Raw genomic sequence first — 17,320 nt, forward strand, 5'->3', positions numbered from 1 at the left:
GCGAACCCAGATCCGTATTCGAGTTCCGCGACCCCGACATCAGATTCGTCAGAACCTGCGTCCCCATGTCGAACTTCATCCCACACCCCCGTACAGCCAAACGATGATCGTAAGTATGCCTACGTCAGCCAACCTACATCGCTCCTGCAACCAGCAACGAGCCGGTTGTGACGCACCTATGACAAACCGCGGGTGCCGGCGCCGGCGCCCGGACGGGACCACGACCGGGCCCCAGGGCGCGGCGGGTCGCAGACGCTCAGACCCCGGCCGTGCAGAACACGCAGTCCTCCCAGACCGGCAGCCCGCCCAGCACGCGGTGACGTACGCATGAGGCCACCGCGGCCTGGTCCGGCCCGGGCAGGACGCCCGCGCCGGTCCTCGCGGCGGCCGGGTCGAAGTCCAACACCATCGTCCGGTAGGTACGCAGGTACCCCTCGGCCCGGGGCGGCTCGTACGTCAGCTCCTCCCACCGGTGGCGGGACAGCGCCAGGTCGAGGACGCGCAGCAGAAACCCCTTGGCCGCGGCCCGCTCCTGCGGGGTGTCCCCCCAGTCGAGCTCCGCCAGGCCGAAGCCGACCATCCCGCGGCCCATCACGTTCTGGTCCTGGCGCGTCAGCAGGGCGGCGAAGCGGAAGTCCCACGGCTCGCGGGCCAGCGTGGACACGGCGAGCGTCAGCACGTCCACGAACACGGCGGTGCCGCCGTTGGTCATCTCCAGCTGCCGGCCGTCAGCGCCCTCGAACACGTTCATGGCTCGAGGGTAAGGAGAGGGGCCGGCGGATCACCTGCCGGGCGGCCGACCCCGAGGCCGCGTCGGGGTCAGCCGCCCGCGGTGCGGGGGAAGGTGATCTCGACGCGGCGGTTCTTCTTGCGGCCCTCTTCGGTGCCGTTGTCGGCGATCGGGTAGTCCTCGCTGTAGCCGCGGACGTCGAAGACGACGCTGGGGTTGGTGACGGTCTTGGCCAGCTCGGCCTGCACGGCGTCGGCGCGCTGCTTGGAGAGCTCCTTGCCGTGTTCGTAGCTGCCCTGGTCGTCGGTGAAACCGAAGACGCGGACGCGGGTCGCCTTCTGCGTGTTGATCTCGGCGGCGATGGCCTGTATGCGGGCGGCGGCCTGGGCGTTGAAGACGGCGCTGTCCTCGGGGAACAGGACCTCGGACTGCAGCGCCATCATGACCGTCTGGTTGGTCTCCTGCCGGCGCTGCTCCCCGCCGAGGTCTTCGACGACCTCGGCGATGTCGAGCACCTTGGCGGGGGCGAGGGTGCCGCCCTGGGGGATCTTCAGGCCGGGTGAGCTGGAGTCGATGGGGACGGGGGCGGATGCCGATGGCTCTGCGCCGGGGGGTACGGACGGCTTGACCTCGTCGGCGTGGGCGGTGCCCCCGCCGACGAAGTGGGCACCGGCGATGACGAGACCGACGACGGCCGTGGCGGCGGTGGTGCGGTGGCTTTTTGTCATGGGGTCACCCGGAGATTTTGACGGCAGCCGTAGCGAACGTCGGGAGACTGAACTCGACGTCCGTAGTGGTCGGAGGTGGTGCGGGGAACTGCGCGAAGAACGGGACGGTTGCTCCTGCGTCGATTCCGGCCACACCCGTGGTGCAGAGGCACCGCCCGTCTGTGTCGCGCAGCACGTAGTAGCGCTTCTTCCCGGCCTTGTCGACCAGCGTCGCTCCGGCCACGGACTCACCGCTTCCCGAAAGGTCGCGCTCGGCTCCCCGCCAGGCGCTGGTCTTCACGAACTGCTGGTTGCCGGTGTTCTTGATCTGCCCGTTGATCGTCACGAATCCGCCCGCGTCACGCGTCACGGAGTTGATCGTCAAAACGATTCCGCTCTCACCGTTCACCGTGGCGAGGACTGGGGGCGGTGCGGAACTCTGGCTGCCCGCGGGGCTCGGAGCGGAAGGGCTGCCCTGAGCCTGCGGTGACGCGGTCTTCTCGGCTTCCTTCGCGTTCGGCTTCCCGTCGTCGCCACCACACCCGGCCAACGTGAGGGCCAAGACCGCCGCAACCGCTACGGCCGCTCCCCCACGGGCCTTCACCGTGTGCCGAATGCTCATGTACGCCGCTTCCTTGTCTCTTGTTCGCTGTCAGTCGACCAAACGCACGCTGAACAGACTCCGCGCCAGCGTGCGCAACGATCCAGGGTTCAACGGGTCGATCTGAATGGGCTTCCCGCCCTTGCATTGCAGTTTGATCGGGTCCAGTGGAGGTGCCGAGGTCGGTTGCGGCGTGCTGCCACCACCTGGTTGGGGCGTGGCACTGGGCTGAGGTGCGGAGCCGAGTTCGCAGAGCTGCTCGATCAGAGCCGTGGCACTGGCGGTTCCGTGCATGCCGTCGGTGCCCGGAACCACGGACTTTCCGACCGACTTGTTCGTCGTCACGGTGACGGTGACACGGGGCATCGAAGGCTCGCATCCGGCCTTGGCGTCATTCCTGGCCGCGAAATCGGCGGCAGCGGCACAGGCAGCCCTACTGGTGAGGAGCTTCCCCTTCAGTAGCTGATCCCAGTCCTCAGGCTTCAACGTGCCGAGGTCGAGGCCGGTCAACACGTCGTCTCGCGCTTCTCTGGCGCCTGCCAGGGCCGCCGCGTCGGCAGCGCCTTGCGCGTCGCTTCGGCGCACCGAGGCCTGCCCGACCGCGAAGAACACGAAGGCAGCGAAGAGCAGGCCCGTCACCGCCACCACGTAGATGGGGAAGGCCTGCCCTTGATCACCGACGCGCCTGCGGGCCACTTCTCGAATCAGCCGGCCTTGATGAGTCCGACCTGTGCCTTGATCTTGTCGACGATCAGCTGCCCGATCCCGGTGCCGATCATCGCTCCGATGATCACGATGACCACCAGGATGATGCCCAGGTATTCGAAGGCGGTCTGACCGCGGTCGTGCCCTTCCTGCCGCTGGCGAATCCTCGTCATGGCCGTGTCCGCCCACCCGTTCACCCTGATGCGCGCCTCCACGGCGGCCTTCAGCAGCGTGTTGTGTGACATGGGGATTCCCTCCCGGGACGGTGCCGGTGTCGATTTGCGGACGGTACGGCGAGTCACCAGTCGTAACCAAGGGTCCCGGGGCCCAAATACGGACCCATTGCTCACTCCGTCTACCCATGACCGGACACTCCTGGACGGGCGGTTCCCAGCCAGCGGGCTATGGCCTCGCTGCGCGTGGTGCTGTGGAGTTTGGCGAAGATGCGGTTGATGTGGTTCTTGACCGTCTTCTCGCTGATGAAGCAGGCGGCGGCGATCTGCTGGTTGTTCATCCCGGACGCGATCAGATCCATGATCTCCACCTCCCGCGAACTCAGCCCGAAGACAACAGAGTTGTGCATCCGCTCAGACGAGGGTGCCACAGTTCGTTGCTGTTGCGAAGAGGTTCGGAGTTCGGTGAGGAGGGCGTTCGCCGCCGTCGGGGTGAAGTGGGGGCGGCCTTCCGGGGCGTCGCGGACCGCGCGGAGCAGGTCGGGGGCCGTGAACTCGCCGTGGACCAGGTAGCCGCCGGCGCCCAGCAGCAGGGCCTCGCGGACGATCTCGGACTCGCGGCTGTACGTCAGCATCAGGACCGGGGCCAGCTGTACGAGGTGCGGCAGGGCCGAGATGCCGTCCACCCCCGGCATCCGGACGTCCAGCAGGACCACGTCCGGGGCGTGCCGGCGGGTCAGGCTCAGGGCTTCGCGGCCGTCGCCCGCCTGGGCTATGACCTCGATGTCCCCGGCCGCGCACAGGATCGCCGCCAGGCCCGCCCTGATGACCGGGTTGCCGTCGGCGATGAGCACGCTCAGTCGGGCGGCCACGGCTCAGCCACCCCCGAACAGCGCGTCGAAGTCGACGTTCGCACCGTAGACGAAGCCGCACACCAGCAGGATGAGCGTGCCCGGCAGCATGAACATGGTGACGGCGAACGTGGCCTTCGGGACGGCCCGGGCCGCGCGCCGCCGGGCGTTCTGGGCGTCCGTACGCCGCATGTCGTCCGCGATCGCGATCAGCGTGTCGACGATCGGGGAGCCGAGTTCCTCGCCCTGCTGGAGGGCCGTCACGAACTGCGCGACCTGCTCGCTGTCGTTGCGGCGGCGCAGTTCGTCGAAGGCCTGGCGGCGGCTGACGCCCATGTCCATCTGCTGCAGGGTGATCCGGATCTCGTCCGCCCACGGGCCCTCGTACTTGTGCGCCACCCGCTCCAGCGCCTGCCGGAAGCCGAGCCCCGCGCTCACCACGACCGCGAGCACGTCCAGGAAGTCCGGCAGGGTCCGCTCGATGTGGTCGCGGCGGACGCGGATCGCCGACCACAGCCCGACCTCGATCCAGAACAGGCCGAAGGCCACCATCAGCAGGGCCGGTACGAGCTGCCCGTTGATCAGCATCGAGAAGGCGCCGAGCGCGCCGAGGGCCCCGTACACCGCGCGGCGCGCCGCGTACCGGTCGATCGTCAGGCCCGCCGGGTTGCCCGCCATGTCGATCTGGCGGCGCTTGCGCGCCACCCGGCCCGGTCCCATGACGCGCAGGACGGCCGGCGCCCAGCGGATGCCCATCCGGTCCACCAGCGAGCCGACGGCCGTCGTGCGGGTGGCGCCGACCTCCAGGGCCAGCGCGAGGTCGGTCGGCAGTTTGACGTCGGCCCGGTAGAGCCGGATCCCGTGGAAGACGCCGAACACGGACAGCGCCACGGCCACGGCCAGGAGAAGAGCGATCACGACGGCAGCCCCCTCACACGTCGATCTTGGACAGGCGGCGGATGAGGATGAAGCCCAGGCTGAACAGGCCGAGGGAGATCAGGACCGCCGTCTGGCCGACGAAAGCGCCCGTCATGCGGTCCAGCGCGCCCGGCATCATCATGTCCACCAGGAGCAGCGAGCCCAGGCCGATGGCCGGGACCAGGTACGCCGTCACCGTGACCTGCGAGAGCTGGGTGCGGATCTCGCGGCGGGTCTCCTTGCGCTGCTCCAGGGTCACCGTGAGGTTGCGCAGGCTCTCCACGATCGTGCCGCCCGCCCGGGCCGACAGGACGAGGGTGGAGACCAGGACGACCAGCTCCCGCGAGGGGAGCCGCTCGGTCAGTTCGCCCAGGGACTCCTCGATGGAGTGGCCGACGGCGAGGCGGTTGGCGACCCGCGCGAGCTCCTCGCCCGCCGGGGCCTCCAGTTCCTCCGCCGCCATGCCGATGGCCGTACGCAGCGCCAGCCCGGCCTGGGTGGCGTTGGCGAGGATGCGGGCCAGGTCGGGCAGCTGGTTGATGAACCGCTCGGTGCGGCGGGTCCGCTGCCAGTTGAGGAACGCGTTCGCCGCCCACAGGCCGATCAGGCCGGCCACCGGGCCGAAGAACGGGGCCAGGAAGGAGGCGGCGACCAGCCAGGTGCCGGCGATCGCCGCGCACATGTAGACGAAGAACTCCCCGACCGTCAGGTCGAGTCCGGTCACCGCGAGCTTGATCTCGATGCGCCGGCCCAGCTTCGTCTTGCGCAGCCGCCGGTCGACGCCGGCGAAGCGCCGCCGCCTGCCCCCGGCCACCGGCGCCCCGGTCGCCGAGAGCCGTTCGATGAGCGCGGCGCGCTGGGCGCGGCCCGCCGCGTAGGCGTGTGCGCCCAGGACGACCAGCAGGCCGGCCAGGAGCGTGGCGCCGAGGGTGAGGAGGACGAGTGGGTTCACAGGGCGGTCCGGGTGACGCGGGGGGTGGTGAACGGGCCGGTGAGGGGGTCGGTGAGCGGGTCGCCGTCCGGCCGGGCCACCCCGAAGGCCTGCGGGATGGGCTGGTTGTTCATGTAGAGGCGCTCCGCGATGAACCGGGGCAGCGGGTAGTACTCGAAGTAACCGTGGACGCGGGCGTCCGCCCCCATCGGCTGGGCCGCGAAGCGGCAGACCGTCGTGATCCGGAAGGCCTCGCGGCCGTGCGATTCGAGGACGGATATCTCCGTGATGCGGCGCGAGCCGTCGCCGAAGCGGGTCAGCTGCACGATCACGTTGACGGCGCTGTTGATCTGGTCCTGGAGCGCCTCGAAGGGGATCTCGACCTCCGACATGGACGCGAGGGTCTGCAGGCGCATCAGGGCGTCGGCGGAGCTGTTCGCGTGCACGGTGGCCAGGGAGCCGTCGTGGCCGGTGGACATGGCCTGGAGCATGTCGAGGGTCTCGCCGCCGCGGACCTCGCCCACGATGATGCGGTCGGGGCGCATGCGCAGGGAGTTGCGCACGAGGTCGCGGATGGTGATCTGGCCCTTGCCCTCGACGTTCGCCGGGCGGGATTCGAGGCGGATGACGTGCGCCTGCTGGAGCTGGAGCTCGGCGGAGTCCTCAATGGTGATGATGCGCTCGCCCTCCGGGATCAGGCCGGAGAGGGCGTTGAGGAGGGTGGTCTTGCCGGTGCCGGTGGCGCCCGAGACGATCAGGTTCATCTTCGCCGCGACCAGCCCCGACAGCAGCAGGAGCATCTGCTCGTCGAGCGAGCCGAGGGCGATCATCTCGTGCAGGGTGAAGGCCCGCGGGAAGCGGCGGATGGTGAGGGTGGCGCCGGTCAGGGACAGCGGCGGGATGATGACGTTGACCCGCTCGCCGCTGGGCAGCCGGGCATCGACCATCGGATTGGCCTCGTCGACCCGGCGGTTGACGGTGGAGACGATGCGCTCGATGGTCTGCATCAGCTGCTCGTGCGAGGCGAAGCGCAGCGGGAGCTGCTCCACGCGGCCGGCCCGCTCCACGAAGATCTGGTCGGGCCCGTTGACCATGATCTCGGAGATCGACGGGTCTTCGAGGAGCGGTTCGAGCACGCCGAGGCCGAGGGCCTCGTCGACGACGCGGCGGATCAGCTGCGCGCGCTCGACGGTGGAGAGTACGGGCCCTTCGCGGCTGATGATGTGGCCGAGTACGCGCTCCAGGCGCGCCCGGCGCTCGGCGGGCGCGAGCGCGGACATCTCGGCGAGGTCGATCTCCTCCAGCAGCTTGGCGCGGTACGAGGAGACCAGGCGGCCGTCCTCGCGCGGGCTGTGGCGGTCGTCGGGGGTGTTGACCCGGGAACGCAGGCTCATGGTCGGGGGCCCTTCGGGTCGTCGTTGGGCATGACGGCGGTGGCCTTGGCCGGCTCGTCGAAGGTGAGGCCGGGGATGATCGAGTTGATGGGGATGGTCGCGACGGCGGTGACCGCGTCGGCGTTCTTGGTCACCTCGACGGTGGCGCCGATCCCTTCCCTGACGGCCGCGACGCCCGCCGCGGCCCCGCCGCTGCCCTTCCGGGCTTCCACGCGGGCCGCCGTACGGGCCGCCGTGTCGGCCTGTTCGTGTACGTACGCCACCCAGCCCAGCTGGATGGCGCAGAGCGCGACGAACAGCAGGACCGGCACGAAGCCGATGTACTCGATGGCCACTTGGCCACGGTCGGAGTCGGAGCGAAAGCGCCGTCTCATGTCACTCCGCCTCCTTCTCCAGGGCCGCGCCGCCCGTACCGTGGATTCCCCCGAAGTTGAGCCCCGGGTGGAAGACGGGAACGGCCAGGGTGACCTTGCTCCAGAAGATGTCGCCGCGCTTCTCGCAGCGCACCTCGAGCTTCCACGCGGACCCGACGTGTTCCGCCGCGGCCGTCACGCACTCCTGGGGCCCGTGCACCGCCCCCGCCCGGGCCGCCTCGTCCGCCGCGTTGCCCGCCAGGGAGAACGCGTAGCCGATGAGGACGCACTCCCACACCGCCGCCACGAGCAGCAGGATCAACGGCACCGTGCCGACGAACTCGATCGCCGTCTGGCCCCGGTCCCGGCCTTGGTCCCGGTTCCGGTCCCGGTCCCGGTCCCGGTTCCGGTCCCGCGTCCCTCTCCGTGGCGACATGGTTCAGCCCTCCCGGCCGCGGCGCAGGCGGGCCACCGGGCCCGCGGCGCGGACCGCCAGCGAGGCGCCGGTGGGCTGCGGGCCCGGGGCCTCCGGCGGCGACAGCAGGCCCAGTTCGCCCGCCAGGGCCCACAGGGCCTGCTTGACCGTGGAGCGGTTGTCGAGGTCCTGGACCCGGCCCGCGTCCACCACCGCCTGGAGTTCCTTGAAGGCCGCCGGGACGGCGGTGCGGGCGGCCCGGGTCTTGGTGATCTTCTCGATCAGGGCGGGCTGTATCTCGGTGTGCTTGGTCCAGCGGTTGACGACCATGGTGGTGTCCTCCGCCTTGCGCACCTGGAGCCGTTCCCACATCCGGACCATCCGCTTCGCGGCCCGCACCGCGACCACGTCCGGGGTGGTGACCAGCACCGCCACGTCGGCCGTCTCCACCGCGGCGGCGTTCGCGCCGGTGACCTGCGTCCCGCAGTCGATGACGACGAGCTCGTAGCGGGCGCGCAGCGCGGCGACGACGAGCCGGGCGGCCCGTTCGTCGACCTCCTCGCCGCGTTCCCCGTCCGCCGGGGCCAGCAGCAGGGCCACGCCCGTGCGGTCGTCGTACACCGCGTCCTGGAGGACGCGCGGCGAGATGTCCTGGATCCCGGCGAGGTCGGCGATCGAGCGCCGGAACTGCACGTCGAGGTACGAGCCGACGTCGCCCGCCTGGAGGTCCATGTCGACCAGTGCGGTACGCCGCCCCGAGGCGGCCGCGGCCAGCGCGAACTGCACGGCGGTGAAGGTGGTGCCGACGCCGCCCTTGGCCCCGGTGACGGTGACCACCCGCCCGCCGGGCCCGGACGGGGCCTCGGCCGCGCCCCGCCCGAGGTGGCGGCGTACGCCCACGGACCACTGGGCGGCGGCCTGGACGCGGGCGGCCAGTTCCTCGTAGGTGAGCGGGAGGCCGATCAGGCCCCGCGCGCCCGAGTCCATGGCCGCGGAGAACAGGGCCGGTCCGGCGTCGGAGCTGACGAGGACCACGCCGACGGCCGGGAAGCGCAGGGCCACTTCCCGGATGAGTTCCAGGGCGGGCGCGGGTCCGATGCGCTCGTGGACGAGGACGACCTCGGGGAGTTCGTCGATCGACTCGGCGGCGAGCCGGGCCAGCGTGTCGAGCAGGGTGGTGGAGTCGGGGACGGGGACGGCCGGCTCGGAGTCGGGCAGCTGGCTCAGCAGGGTCACCAGGGCGCGCGCGGCGTCCGGGTCGCCGGCCGCGGGGAGGATTCGGGTGGTCATCCGGGCCGCCTCACTTGTCCCCGTCGAGGGTGTACGTACGGTCGCCGGGGCTCGGGGCCGAGTCGGTGCCGGGGGCCACCAGGGCCAGGCGGACGTGCTCCGCGAAGGATTCGGCGTAGGCGACGCGCTGGGTGTCCTTGGTGTTCAGGGCGAAGGTGATCGGGACGGCCTCGGCCGGGCCGTTGCGCTCGCTGTTCTTCTCCAGGGCGGTGAGCTTGCCGACGCCCAGGACCCGGGCGTTGGCGACGATGATCACCGAGCGGGAGGGGTCGGTGTCCTTGGCGCCCTTGAACGTGGCGATGATGTTGACCTTGGCGCCGGAGGTGATCTTGCCGGCCACGCCGGTCGCCGCGTCGATCATGATGGCGATCTCCTGCTCACCGGGCTGGAGCTGGGGCCGGTCCACGAACATGTCGGCCTGGAGCAGCGAGCCCTTCTTCAGGGTGGTCAGCGCGATCTTGTCCTTGAGTGCGCCGAGGTCGGTGACGGCGGTGTCCGACAGCCACCGCTTGGGGACCGTGACCTCCTCGAACTGGGCGGCCGTGAGCGGGCTGTACGGGGCGATGTCGCCCTTGACGCGGTACGCGACGACCTCCGCCCCGACCTTGGAGTTGACGTCGCCGATCACCACGAGGACTCCGGCGAAGGCCCCCAGGGCGCACAGGACCGACAGGAGCAGCAGAATGACGCCGCGGCGCTGGCGTGAGTTCATGGTCCGTACTACCTCGCCGTTCTTCGTTCGTTCGTCGGGCCGGATCGGTCAGGGTCTGGAGCGGGCGGTGCTCGCCGGGGCGGCCGGCGGGGGCGGTGCGTTCAGCGGTGCGGCGCAGAATCCGCAGCGGTCGCCGATGAGTTCGAAGCCGCACCAGCGGCACTCCTCGCGGCGGACCGAGGAGACGAGCTGGTAGAGGACGGAGAGGTCCGGGATGCCGGCGGCGAACTCGACCAGCTTCTGGGTGCCCCACCAGCCGGGCGAGGCGGCGGGCAGCGGGTTCTCCATGACCCCCTGCACCTGCCAGGCGGGCCCGAGTTCGGCCGCGACCCAGTCGGAGGCGAGCTGGCCGCGGGCGAAGGTGAGGTGGGTGGCGAACTCGGGCCCGGCGGGCACGACGGCCGCCCCGCCCCCGTGCGCCGCGCCGGAGCGGCCCGACCGGCCCGACCGGCCCGGGCCGCCGGAGCCGCCCGAACCGCCCAGCCTGGCCAGGTGCGGCGTCGGATGGGCGAGTACGGCGAACTGGGCGCTCGGCGACCAGGACCGGGCGTGCGCCTTGAGCCCGACCGGGATCCGGTCGAGTTTGGCGACCGAGCCCAGCAGGGCGCCCGCGTAGATGTAGTGGGACAGCAGCCGGGCCGCGGAGGCGATGACTCCGGGGCTGAAATCGCAGACGCTGAGCTGGCGCAGCTGACGTACCAGCAGAGCCGTGCCCAGCGGCGGCAGATCGATGTCGAGGAGCGCGATCCGGTCGGTTTCGAGGATGGCGCGCACGGTGTGCAGCCGCTGGACGGTGACCCGCGGCAGCCAGGCCGGTACGACGGCCACGAGATGGCCGTGGCGCTCCAGCAGGGCGTTGGTCTGGGCGAGCGTGCCCGCGAGGTCGAGCTGTTCGGGCGGGGGCAGCACGGCGGCGCCGGGCGTGTGCCGGTCGGGGGCCGGAAGGACCAGATCGGCGCTGGTGACAGCGATGGCGGTCGGCACGCGAATCCCCCCGTTCACCCCGTGCGCCACGGCCGTTCGCGGAGCCGTCGCACACACGCACACGCTGCGCGACCGCAAACGATCGACGCTCTTCCCCCTTGCCTCAGCACCATATCCGCGTCACCGCTGGCAGGGCAGGGGCTTGGAAATACCCGTGCGGCAAGCACGTGTCACAGGTGGCGGGAAACCCGGACAACAGGGATCGGACGATCGAGCATTTCCAGCCACATTGCAAAGACTCTTGACATGAGGATTGGTCTGGACCAACTTGGCTGCGCCAGGCCTTTACCGGGGCGCCCCCACTCGCCCCGCGCTCCTCCCATCCCCTTCCTCCCCCCACCGGAGCCCACGTGAACCGCATACGCTCCCTCGCCCTTCTGGCCGCCGCCACCCTCACCGCGGGCGGCCTCACCGCCCTCGCCACCGGCACCGCGCAGGCCGCGGACATCAACGTCGCCCGCAACGGCGGCTTCGAGTCCGGGCTCGCCAACTGGTCCTGTTCCGGCGGAAGCGGCGCCTCCGTCTCCTCGCCGGTCTACGCCGGAGCCGGCGCCCTCAAGGCCACCCCGGCCGGGTCCGACAACGCCCGGTGCAGCCAGACCGTCACGGTCAAGCCGAACTCGACGTACACGCTCAGCACACAGGTGCAGGGCAGCTACGTCTACCTGGGCGCGACCGGGACCGGCACCCAGGACGTCTCCACCTGGACCCCCGGCTCGGGTTCGGGCTGGCAGAAGCTCTCCACCACCTTCACCACCGGCCCGGGCACCACCCAGGTCACCGTCTACACGCACGGCTGGTACGGCCAGCCAGCCTACACCGTCGACGAGTTCAGCGTCTTCGGCCCGGACGGCGGCGGCGGTACGGACCCCGGCCCCTCCATCCCCGGCGCCCCGTCCGGTACCGCTGTTTCCGGACAGAGCTCGAGCGGGCTCACCCTTTCGTGGAACGCGGTCAGCGGGGCCACCGGCTATTACGTGTATCAGGACGGCGTCCGCGTCCGTACGGTGTCCTCGGCGAGCGCCCAGATCACCGGACTCGCGGCCTCGACCTCGTACGCGTTCCAGGTCAGCGCCTACAACGCGGCGGGCGAGGGCCCCAAGTCGGCGGCCGTCACCGGCACCACGACGGGCGGCGGGCAGAACCCGAATCCGACCGTCCCGCGGCACGCGCTGACGGGCTACTGGCAGAACTTCAACAACGGCGCGACCGTCCAGAAGATCTCCGACGTCTCCGCGCAGTACGACATCATCGCCGTCTCCTTCGCCGACGCCACGGCCACGCCGGGCGCCATCACCTTCAACCTCGACTCGGCCGGCCTCGGCGGCTACACCGTCGCCCAGTTCAAGTCGGACATCGCCGCGAAGAAGGCGGCCGGCAAGTCGGTCATCCTCTCGATCGGCGGCGAGAAGGGGACCATCACGGTCAACGACTCCGCCTCCGCGACCAACCTCGCGAACTCGGCGTACGCGCTGATGCAGGAGTACGGCTTCACCGGCATCGACATCGACCTGGAGAACGGCCTCAACCCGACCTACATGACGCAGGCCCTGCGCGCGCTGTCGGCGAAGGCGGGCCCCTCGCTCGTCATCACCATGGCCCCGCAGACCATCGACATGCAGTCCACGCAGGGCGGCTACTTCAAGACGGCGCTGAACATCAAGGACATCCTCACCGTCGTCAACATGCAGTACTACAACAGCGGCTCGATGAACGGCTGCGACGGCAACGTCTACTCGCAGGGCTCGGTGGACTTCCTCACCGCGCTGGCCTGCATCCAGCTGGAGGGCGGCCTCGACCCCTCGCAGGTGGGCATCGGCGTCCCGGCCTCGCCGAGCGGGGCGGGCAGCGGCTACGTCTCCCCGACCATCGTCAACAACGCCCTGGACTGCCTGACCCGCGGCACGAGCTGCGGATCCTTCAAGCCGTCCAAGACCTACCCGGGCCTGCGCGGCGCGATGACCTGGTCGACGAACTGGGACGCCAAGGCGGGTAGTGCCTGGTCCAACGCGGTGGGTCCCAAGGTCCACGGGCTCCCGTAGGCGGTAGGTGTGGGGGTGGCCGGTTCGGGTCGGCGGGACGCCCTGCGGTCTTGACCTGGACATGCCACGAGAGCACGCTGTGCGCGTCCGCACGGCTACCCCCACACTCCCCACCCAGGAGAACGCATGCGGCTCCACTACCGCCGAAGGGCCGCCGTCACGGCGGCCCTGCTGGCGCTCGCGCTGGGCGCACCCGCCTACGGCATGAGCGCCACGGCATCCCCACCGCCCACCCCGTCCACCGCCACCCAGGACGAGGCCATCGTCCAGTACCGGATCCACGGCCCCGCCACGGCGACCGACCGCACCGCCCTGCTCCGTACGGGCGTCTCGATCGACGAGGTGGACGACCACACGGTCGTGGTCAGCGCCGACACCATGCAGGCCAAGAACCTGCGCGCCCTGGGCTACCAGCTCACCGCGCTGCCCGGCCCGCCGGACCGCTCGCTGCCCGGGATCGCGGCGGGCCCGATGGACTTCCCGTCGGCGGACTCCCGGTACCACAACTACGCCGAGATGAGCGCGGAGATCGACCAGCGCATCGCCCAGTACCCCGGGATCATGAGCAAGCGGGTGATCGGGAAGTCGTACCAGGGCCGGGACCTCGTCGCCATCAAGATCAGCGACAACGTCGCGACGGACGAGGCCGAGCCCGAGGTGCTCTTCACCCACCACCAGCACGCCCGCGAGCACCTGACCGTGGAAATGGCCCTGTACCTGATGAAGGAACTCGGCTCCAAGTACGGCACCGAGTCCCGCGTCACCAACGCCGTCAACGGCCGCGAGATCTGGATCATCCCGGACCTCAACCCGGACGGCGGCGAGTACGACATCGCCACCGGCTCCTACCGGTCCTGGCGCAAGAACCGCCAGCCCAACTCCGGCTCCTCGTACGTCGGCACGGACGAGAACCGGAACTGGAACTACAAGTGGGGCTGCTGCGGCGGCTCCAGCAGCAGCAAGAGCTCCGAGACCTACCGCGGTCCGGCCGCCGAGTCGGCGCCCGAGGTGAAGGCCGTCTCGGACTTCGTACGCAGCCGCGTGGTCGGCGGCAAGCAGCAGATCAAGGCCGCGATCGACTTCCACACGTACAGCGAACTGGTGCTGTGGCCCTTCGGGTACACCTACAGCGACACCGCCCCGGGCCTGACCGCCGACGACCTCGCCGCCTTCAAGAAGGTCGGCACCAGCATGGCGGCGAGCAACGGCTACACCGCGGAGCAGGCGAGCGACCTGTACATCACGGACGGCACGATCGACGACTGGCTGTGGGGCAATCAGAAGATCTTCGGCTACACCTTCGAGATGTACCCGGCGAGCTCGGGCGGCGGCGGCTTCTACCCGCCCGACGAGGTGATCGACCGCGAGACCGCGCGCAACAAGGACGCGGTGCTCCAGCTGCTGGAGAACGCGGACTGCATGTACCGCTCGATCGGCAAGGAAGCCCAGTACTGCACCGCCTGATCCACCATCTGACCACCGCCTGATCCACCCGCACGGCACGAGCCGGGGCGCCCCACCGCCAGGGGGGCGCCCCTCCGCGTGCTCGGCGGTGTGCTCGGGCGCGGGCTCGGCCGCGTGCTCAGCCGAGGACGGCCAGGGCGTCGATCTCGATGAGCAGCCCGGCAGGAAGGCCCACGTACACGGTGGTGCGGGCGGCCGGGGCCTCCTTGAGGCCCTGCTCCTCGAAGTAGGTGTTGTAGAGCTCGTTCATCTCGGCGAAGTGCGCGGTGTCGGTGAGGTAGACGCGGATCATCATCACGTCGTCCCAGCCGGCGCCGCCCGCTTCGAGGACCGAGCGGACGTTCTCCAGCGTCTGGAGGGTCTGCTCGCGCAGCGTCGGACCGGCGGGGGTGGGCGGCTGCCCGTCGACGTGCGGGAGGAAGCCGACCTGACCGGCGACCTGGAGGATGTTGCCCTTGCGCACGCCGTGCGAGAAGCGGGCGGGCGGGGCGGTGTGGGTGTCGGGGGTGATGGCGGTCTTCTCGCTCACGGGTCCTGTTCCTCTTCGGGTTCCGGTTCGGCTTCGGCTTCGGGATCGGCTTCGGCTTCGGCTTCGGGATCGGCTTCGGCTTCGGGTTCCGGTGATCCCGAATAGTCCCGGCTGACGGCGTCGGCGGCGCCACGCACCAGCGGCAGCAGTTCGACGAGACCCTCGGCGGTGACCACCACACTGGGCGCGGACACGGACAGCGCGGCGACGACCCGCCCGTCGGGCCCGTACACGGGCGCGCCGAGGCAGTTGATGGACTCCTCGTGCCCGCCGAGGTCGGCGGCCCAGCCCTGCTCCCGTACGAGGTCCAGCTCGCGAAGGAACGCGGCCGCGTCGGGGGTGGACCGGGCGGTGTAGCGCGGATAGTCGATCCGCTCTGCGAGGCTCCGGCGCTCCCCCTCGGGCAGATCGGCGACGAGCAGCTTCGCGACGGCGGCGACGGTGAGGGGAACGGGCTTGCCGATACGGGAGTACATGCGGACCGGGTAGCGGCTCTCGACCTTGTCCACGTACACGACCTCGTCGTCCTGGAGGAGGGCGAGGTGGACGGTGTGCCCGGTGGCCTTGTTCAGCGCGACGAGGTGGGGGTGCGCGATCTCCCGCACGTCGAGGTTCTCGACGGCCTCGGCGGCGAGCGCGAACAGCTGCGCGCCGAGCCGGTACCGCCCGTCGGCCTGCCGGTACACGAAGCCGTGCTCGTGCAGGGTGCGCAGGAGGCGCAGCGCGGTGCTCTTGTGCACCCCGAGCTCCTCGCCGACCTCGCCGAGGCCGGCGGGCCCCTTGGCCAGCAACGGCAGCACCGCGAGCGCCCGCTCCACGGACTGGCTCATCCCTCGTCCTCTCCTACGGTCACACCACCCACGGGCGTCGGCCGTGTTCAGCCTCGCCTGGGGTCCCCCCGGACGGAGTCTGGGGGGAAGTCTGAGGCGCGGGGTGGGGCGGAGCCCCAGCAGCGGCGCCGTACGTTGACCCACCGTCACCTGGGATGTTAGACAGCACCCAGCGACACACGCAACGACAGTTGCACCCAGCGCAACCCCCGGGAGGGCACCGCATGGCCAGCGACCCCGTCAAGGACCCCGTCAAGGACCTCGCCGACGAACCGGTCGACCACCGGTTCAAGGGCCTGCCCCCGGACGCCCACGCCGCCGGCCTCACCGTCGGCCGACTGACCGCACAGCGCCGCGGCCTGCACACCGGCGGGTTCACCACCCCCGTCCTGACCCTCGACGCGGACGCGCTGGAGCACAACCTCACCGCCCTCGGCACGTACGCCGCCCGCCACGCCCTCGCCTTCGCCCCGCACGGCAAGACCTGCATGGCCCCGCAGCTCTTCCGCCGCCAGCTGGACCACGGCGCCTGGGGCATCACGGCCGCCGTCCCCCACCAGGCCCGCGTCTACCGCGCCTTCGGCATCCAGCGGATCTTCCTCGCCAACGAGCTCGTCGATCCCGCCGCCCTGCGCTGGGTCGCCGCCGAGCTCGCCTCCGACCCCGGCTTCCGCTTCGTCTGCTACGTCGACTCCGTGCGCGGCGTCCACCTCATGGACCGCGCCCTGCGCGACGCGCCCGCCGTCATCGACGTCGTCGTCGAGCTCGGCGCCGGCGAGGGAGCCCGTACCGGCGCCCGCAGCGACGAGGACTGCCGGGCCGTCGCCGACGCCGTGGCCGATGCCGCGACCCTCCGCCTCGTCGGCATCGCCGGCTACGAGGCCGAGGTCCCCGACGCCGACCCGGAGCGCGTCCACGCGTACCTGCGCCGCCTCACCGGCCTCGCCGTCGAGTTCGACAAGGCCGGCCGGTTCGCCGCGTACCCGGACCTCGAGGAGATCGTCGTCAGCGCCGGCGGCTCCGCCTGGTTCGACGCCGTGGCCGATGTGTTCGGCGAGATGCCCGAACTCTCCCGCCCCACCCTCAGGCTGCTCCGCTCCGGCGCGTACGTCTCGCACGACCACGGCTGGTACACCCGCCTCACCCCCTTCAACCGCCACCCCGAAGAGGGCGGCCTGCGCCCCGCGTTCCGGCTCTGGACCCAGGTCGTCTCGCGCCCCTCCCCCACCCAGGCCTTCCTCAACGCCGGCAAGCGCGACATCGCCTACGACCTCGGCCTGCCCACCGCCGAACTGGTCCGCGACGCCCTCACCGGCGAGGAGCGGCCCGCCGCCGGCGTCCGCGTGGTCAAACTCTCCGACCAGCACGCCTGGCTCGAGACCGACTCCGCCGACGACGTACAGGTCGGCGACTGGGTGGCGCTCGGCATGTCCCACCCCTGCACCATCTTCGAGAAGTGGCCGCTGATCCCGGTGGTGGAGTCCGACGGCACCGTCAGCGACTACGTCCGCACCTTCTTCTAGGGACCCGGCCGAGGACCCGGCCTAGGACCCGGCCGACCCCGGGGCCCGGGGGGGGCCGCCCCCGCCCTCGCCGCCCCCCCCCCCCCCCCCCCCAATAACCTTAAAACCAAGGGGCCCCGTCGCTGAAACACAAAAGACACCGGCCACCAGACGGGGGGGGTGTGAAAG

Annotated in this window: 19 protein-coding genes; 3 read left to right on the top strand and 16 right to left on the bottom strand. The window is 70.9% G+C overall.

Features of this window, described 5'->3' with window-relative positions:
- Positions 1 to 256: 256 nt before the first annotated feature.
- The 14 genes from ACFWP3_RS39020 to ACFWP3_RS39085 all read right to left on the bottom strand — a co-directional run bounded on the left by ACFWP3_RS39020 (position 257) and on the right by ACFWP3_RS39085 (position 10,764).
- On the bottom strand, positions 257 to 751 hold the full coding sequence (locus tag ACFWP3_RS39020) for a hypothetical protein (RefSeq protein ID WP_384231057.1): 495 nt from the start codon (positions 749 to 751) through the stop codon (positions 257 to 259).
- Between the two features lie 68 nt (positions 752 to 819).
- Positions 820 to 1,458, bottom strand: coding sequence for an OmpA family protein (locus ACFWP3_RS39025; protein WP_384231060.1), 639 nt, complete (start codon positions 1,456 to 1,458; stop codon positions 820 to 822).
- A 4-nt stretch (positions 1,459 to 1,462) separates the two neighbouring features.
- Positions 1,463 to 1,807, bottom strand: coding sequence for a hypothetical protein (locus tag ACFWP3_RS39030; RefSeq protein WP_384231062.1), 345 nt, complete (start codon positions 1,805 to 1,807; stop codon positions 1,463 to 1,465).
- A gap of 282 nt (positions 1,808 to 2,089) precedes the next feature.
- A complete protein-coding gene (locus ACFWP3_RS39035) occupies positions 2,090 to 2,734 on the bottom strand; it encodes a pilus assembly protein TadG-related protein (protein WP_384231064.1) in 645 nt (214 codons plus the stop codon).
- Between the two features lie 8 nt (positions 2,735 to 2,742).
- Complete coding sequence (locus ACFWP3_RS39040) at positions 2,743 to 2,988, bottom strand: hypothetical protein (protein WP_384231067.1); 246 nt, start codon at positions 2,986 to 2,988, stop codon at positions 2,743 to 2,745.
- A 110-nt stretch (positions 2,989 to 3,098) separates the two neighbouring features.
- Entirely contained in the window at positions 3,099 to 3,788 is a 690-nt protein-coding gene (locus ACFWP3_RS39045) for a response regulator (protein WP_384231069.1), read from the bottom strand.
- Between the two features lie 3 nt (positions 3,789 to 3,791).
- Positions 3,792 to 4,682: a DUF5936 domain-containing protein gene (locus tag ACFWP3_RS39050; protein ID WP_384231099.1), complete on the bottom strand. Its 891-nt coding sequence runs from the start codon at positions 4,680 to 4,682 to the stop codon at positions 3,792 to 3,794.
- Between the two features lie 16 nt (positions 4,683 to 4,698).
- A complete protein-coding gene (locus ACFWP3_RS39055; protein ID WP_384231071.1) occupies positions 4,699 to 5,637 on the bottom strand; it encodes a type II secretion system F family protein in 939 nt (312 codons plus the stop codon).
- Positions 5,634 to 7,010: a CpaF family protein gene (locus tag ACFWP3_RS39060; protein ID WP_384231073.1), complete on the bottom strand. Its 1,377-nt coding sequence runs from the start codon at positions 7,008 to 7,010 to the stop codon at positions 5,634 to 5,636. The genes ACFWP3_RS39055 and ACFWP3_RS39060 overlap by 4 nt, the downstream gene beginning before the upstream one ends.
- Complete coding sequence (locus ACFWP3_RS39065; RefSeq protein ID WP_384231076.1) at positions 7,007 to 7,384, bottom strand: TadE/TadG family type IV pilus assembly protein; 378 nt, start codon at positions 7,382 to 7,384, stop codon at positions 7,007 to 7,009. The genes ACFWP3_RS39060 and ACFWP3_RS39065 overlap by 4 nt, the downstream gene beginning before the upstream one ends.
- A gap of 1 nt (position 7,385) precedes the next feature.
- The gene (locus ACFWP3_RS39070; RefSeq protein WP_384231078.1) at positions 7,386 to 7,799 is read right to left on the bottom strand and encodes a TadE/TadG family type IV pilus assembly protein; all 414 of its coding nucleotides are present in this window, start codon (positions 7,797 to 7,799) and stop codon (positions 7,386 to 7,388) included.
- A 3-nt stretch (positions 7,800 to 7,802) separates the two neighbouring features.
- Positions 7,803 to 9,068: a CpaE family protein gene (locus ACFWP3_RS39075; protein ID WP_384231080.1), complete on the bottom strand. Its 1,266-nt coding sequence runs from the start codon at positions 9,066 to 9,068 to the stop codon at positions 7,803 to 7,805.
- 10 nt (positions 9,069 to 9,078) lie between these two features.
- Complete coding sequence (gene cpaB / locus ACFWP3_RS39080; RefSeq protein WP_384231082.1) at positions 9,079 to 9,780, bottom strand: Flp pilus assembly protein CpaB; 702 nt, start codon at positions 9,778 to 9,780, stop codon at positions 9,079 to 9,081.
- 48 nt (positions 9,781 to 9,828) lie between these two features.
- On the bottom strand, positions 9,829 to 10,764 hold the full coding sequence (locus ACFWP3_RS39085) for a hypothetical protein (RefSeq protein ID WP_384231085.1): 936 nt from the start codon (positions 10,762 to 10,764) through the stop codon (positions 9,829 to 9,831).
- 350 nt (positions 10,765 to 11,114) lie between these two features.
- Between ACFWP3_RS39085 and ACFWP3_RS39090 the strand changes: the two genes are divergently transcribed.
- Together ACFWP3_RS39090 and ACFWP3_RS39095 are read left to right on the top strand one after the other, a co-directional pair.
- The gene (locus tag ACFWP3_RS39090; RefSeq protein ID WP_384231087.1) at positions 11,115 to 12,806 is read left to right on the top strand and encodes a chitinase; all 1,692 of its coding nucleotides are present in this window, start codon (positions 11,115 to 11,117) and stop codon (positions 12,804 to 12,806) included.
- Positions 12,807 to 12,932: 126 nt separating this feature from the next.
- Entirely contained in the window at positions 12,933 to 14,270 is a 1,338-nt protein-coding gene (locus tag ACFWP3_RS39095; protein ID WP_384231090.1) for a M14 family metallopeptidase, read from the top strand.
- A gap of 118 nt (positions 14,271 to 14,388) precedes the next feature.
- Here the strand turns inward: ACFWP3_RS39095 and ACFWP3_RS39100 are convergent, their stop codons facing one another.
- The gene (locus ACFWP3_RS39100) at positions 14,389 to 14,799 is read right to left on the bottom strand and encodes a RidA family protein (protein WP_384231092.1); all 411 of its coding nucleotides are present in this window, start codon (positions 14,797 to 14,799) and stop codon (positions 14,389 to 14,391) included.
- On the bottom strand, positions 14,796 to 15,629 hold the full coding sequence (locus ACFWP3_RS39105) for an IclR family transcriptional regulator (RefSeq protein WP_384231094.1): 834 nt from the start codon (positions 15,627 to 15,629) through the stop codon (positions 14,796 to 14,798). The genes ACFWP3_RS39100 and ACFWP3_RS39105 overlap by 4 nt, the downstream gene beginning before the upstream one ends.
- Before the next feature lie 224 nt (positions 15,630 to 15,853).
- Here ACFWP3_RS39105 and ACFWP3_RS39110 point away from each other — a divergent pair, with 224 nt between their 5' ends.
- Positions 15,854 to 17,152 (top strand): amino acid deaminase, encoded by a 1,299-nt coding sequence (locus ACFWP3_RS39110; protein ID WP_384231096.1) that lies wholly within the window; start codon positions 15,854 to 15,856, stop codon positions 17,150 to 17,152.
- The last annotated feature ends 168 nt before the right edge of the window (positions 17,153 to 17,320 follow it).

The organism is Streptomyces sp. NPDC058525 (genome assembly GCF_042719495.1).
Classification (GTDB): domain Bacteria; phylum Actinomycetota; class Actinomycetes; order Streptomycetales; family Streptomycetaceae; genus Streptomyces.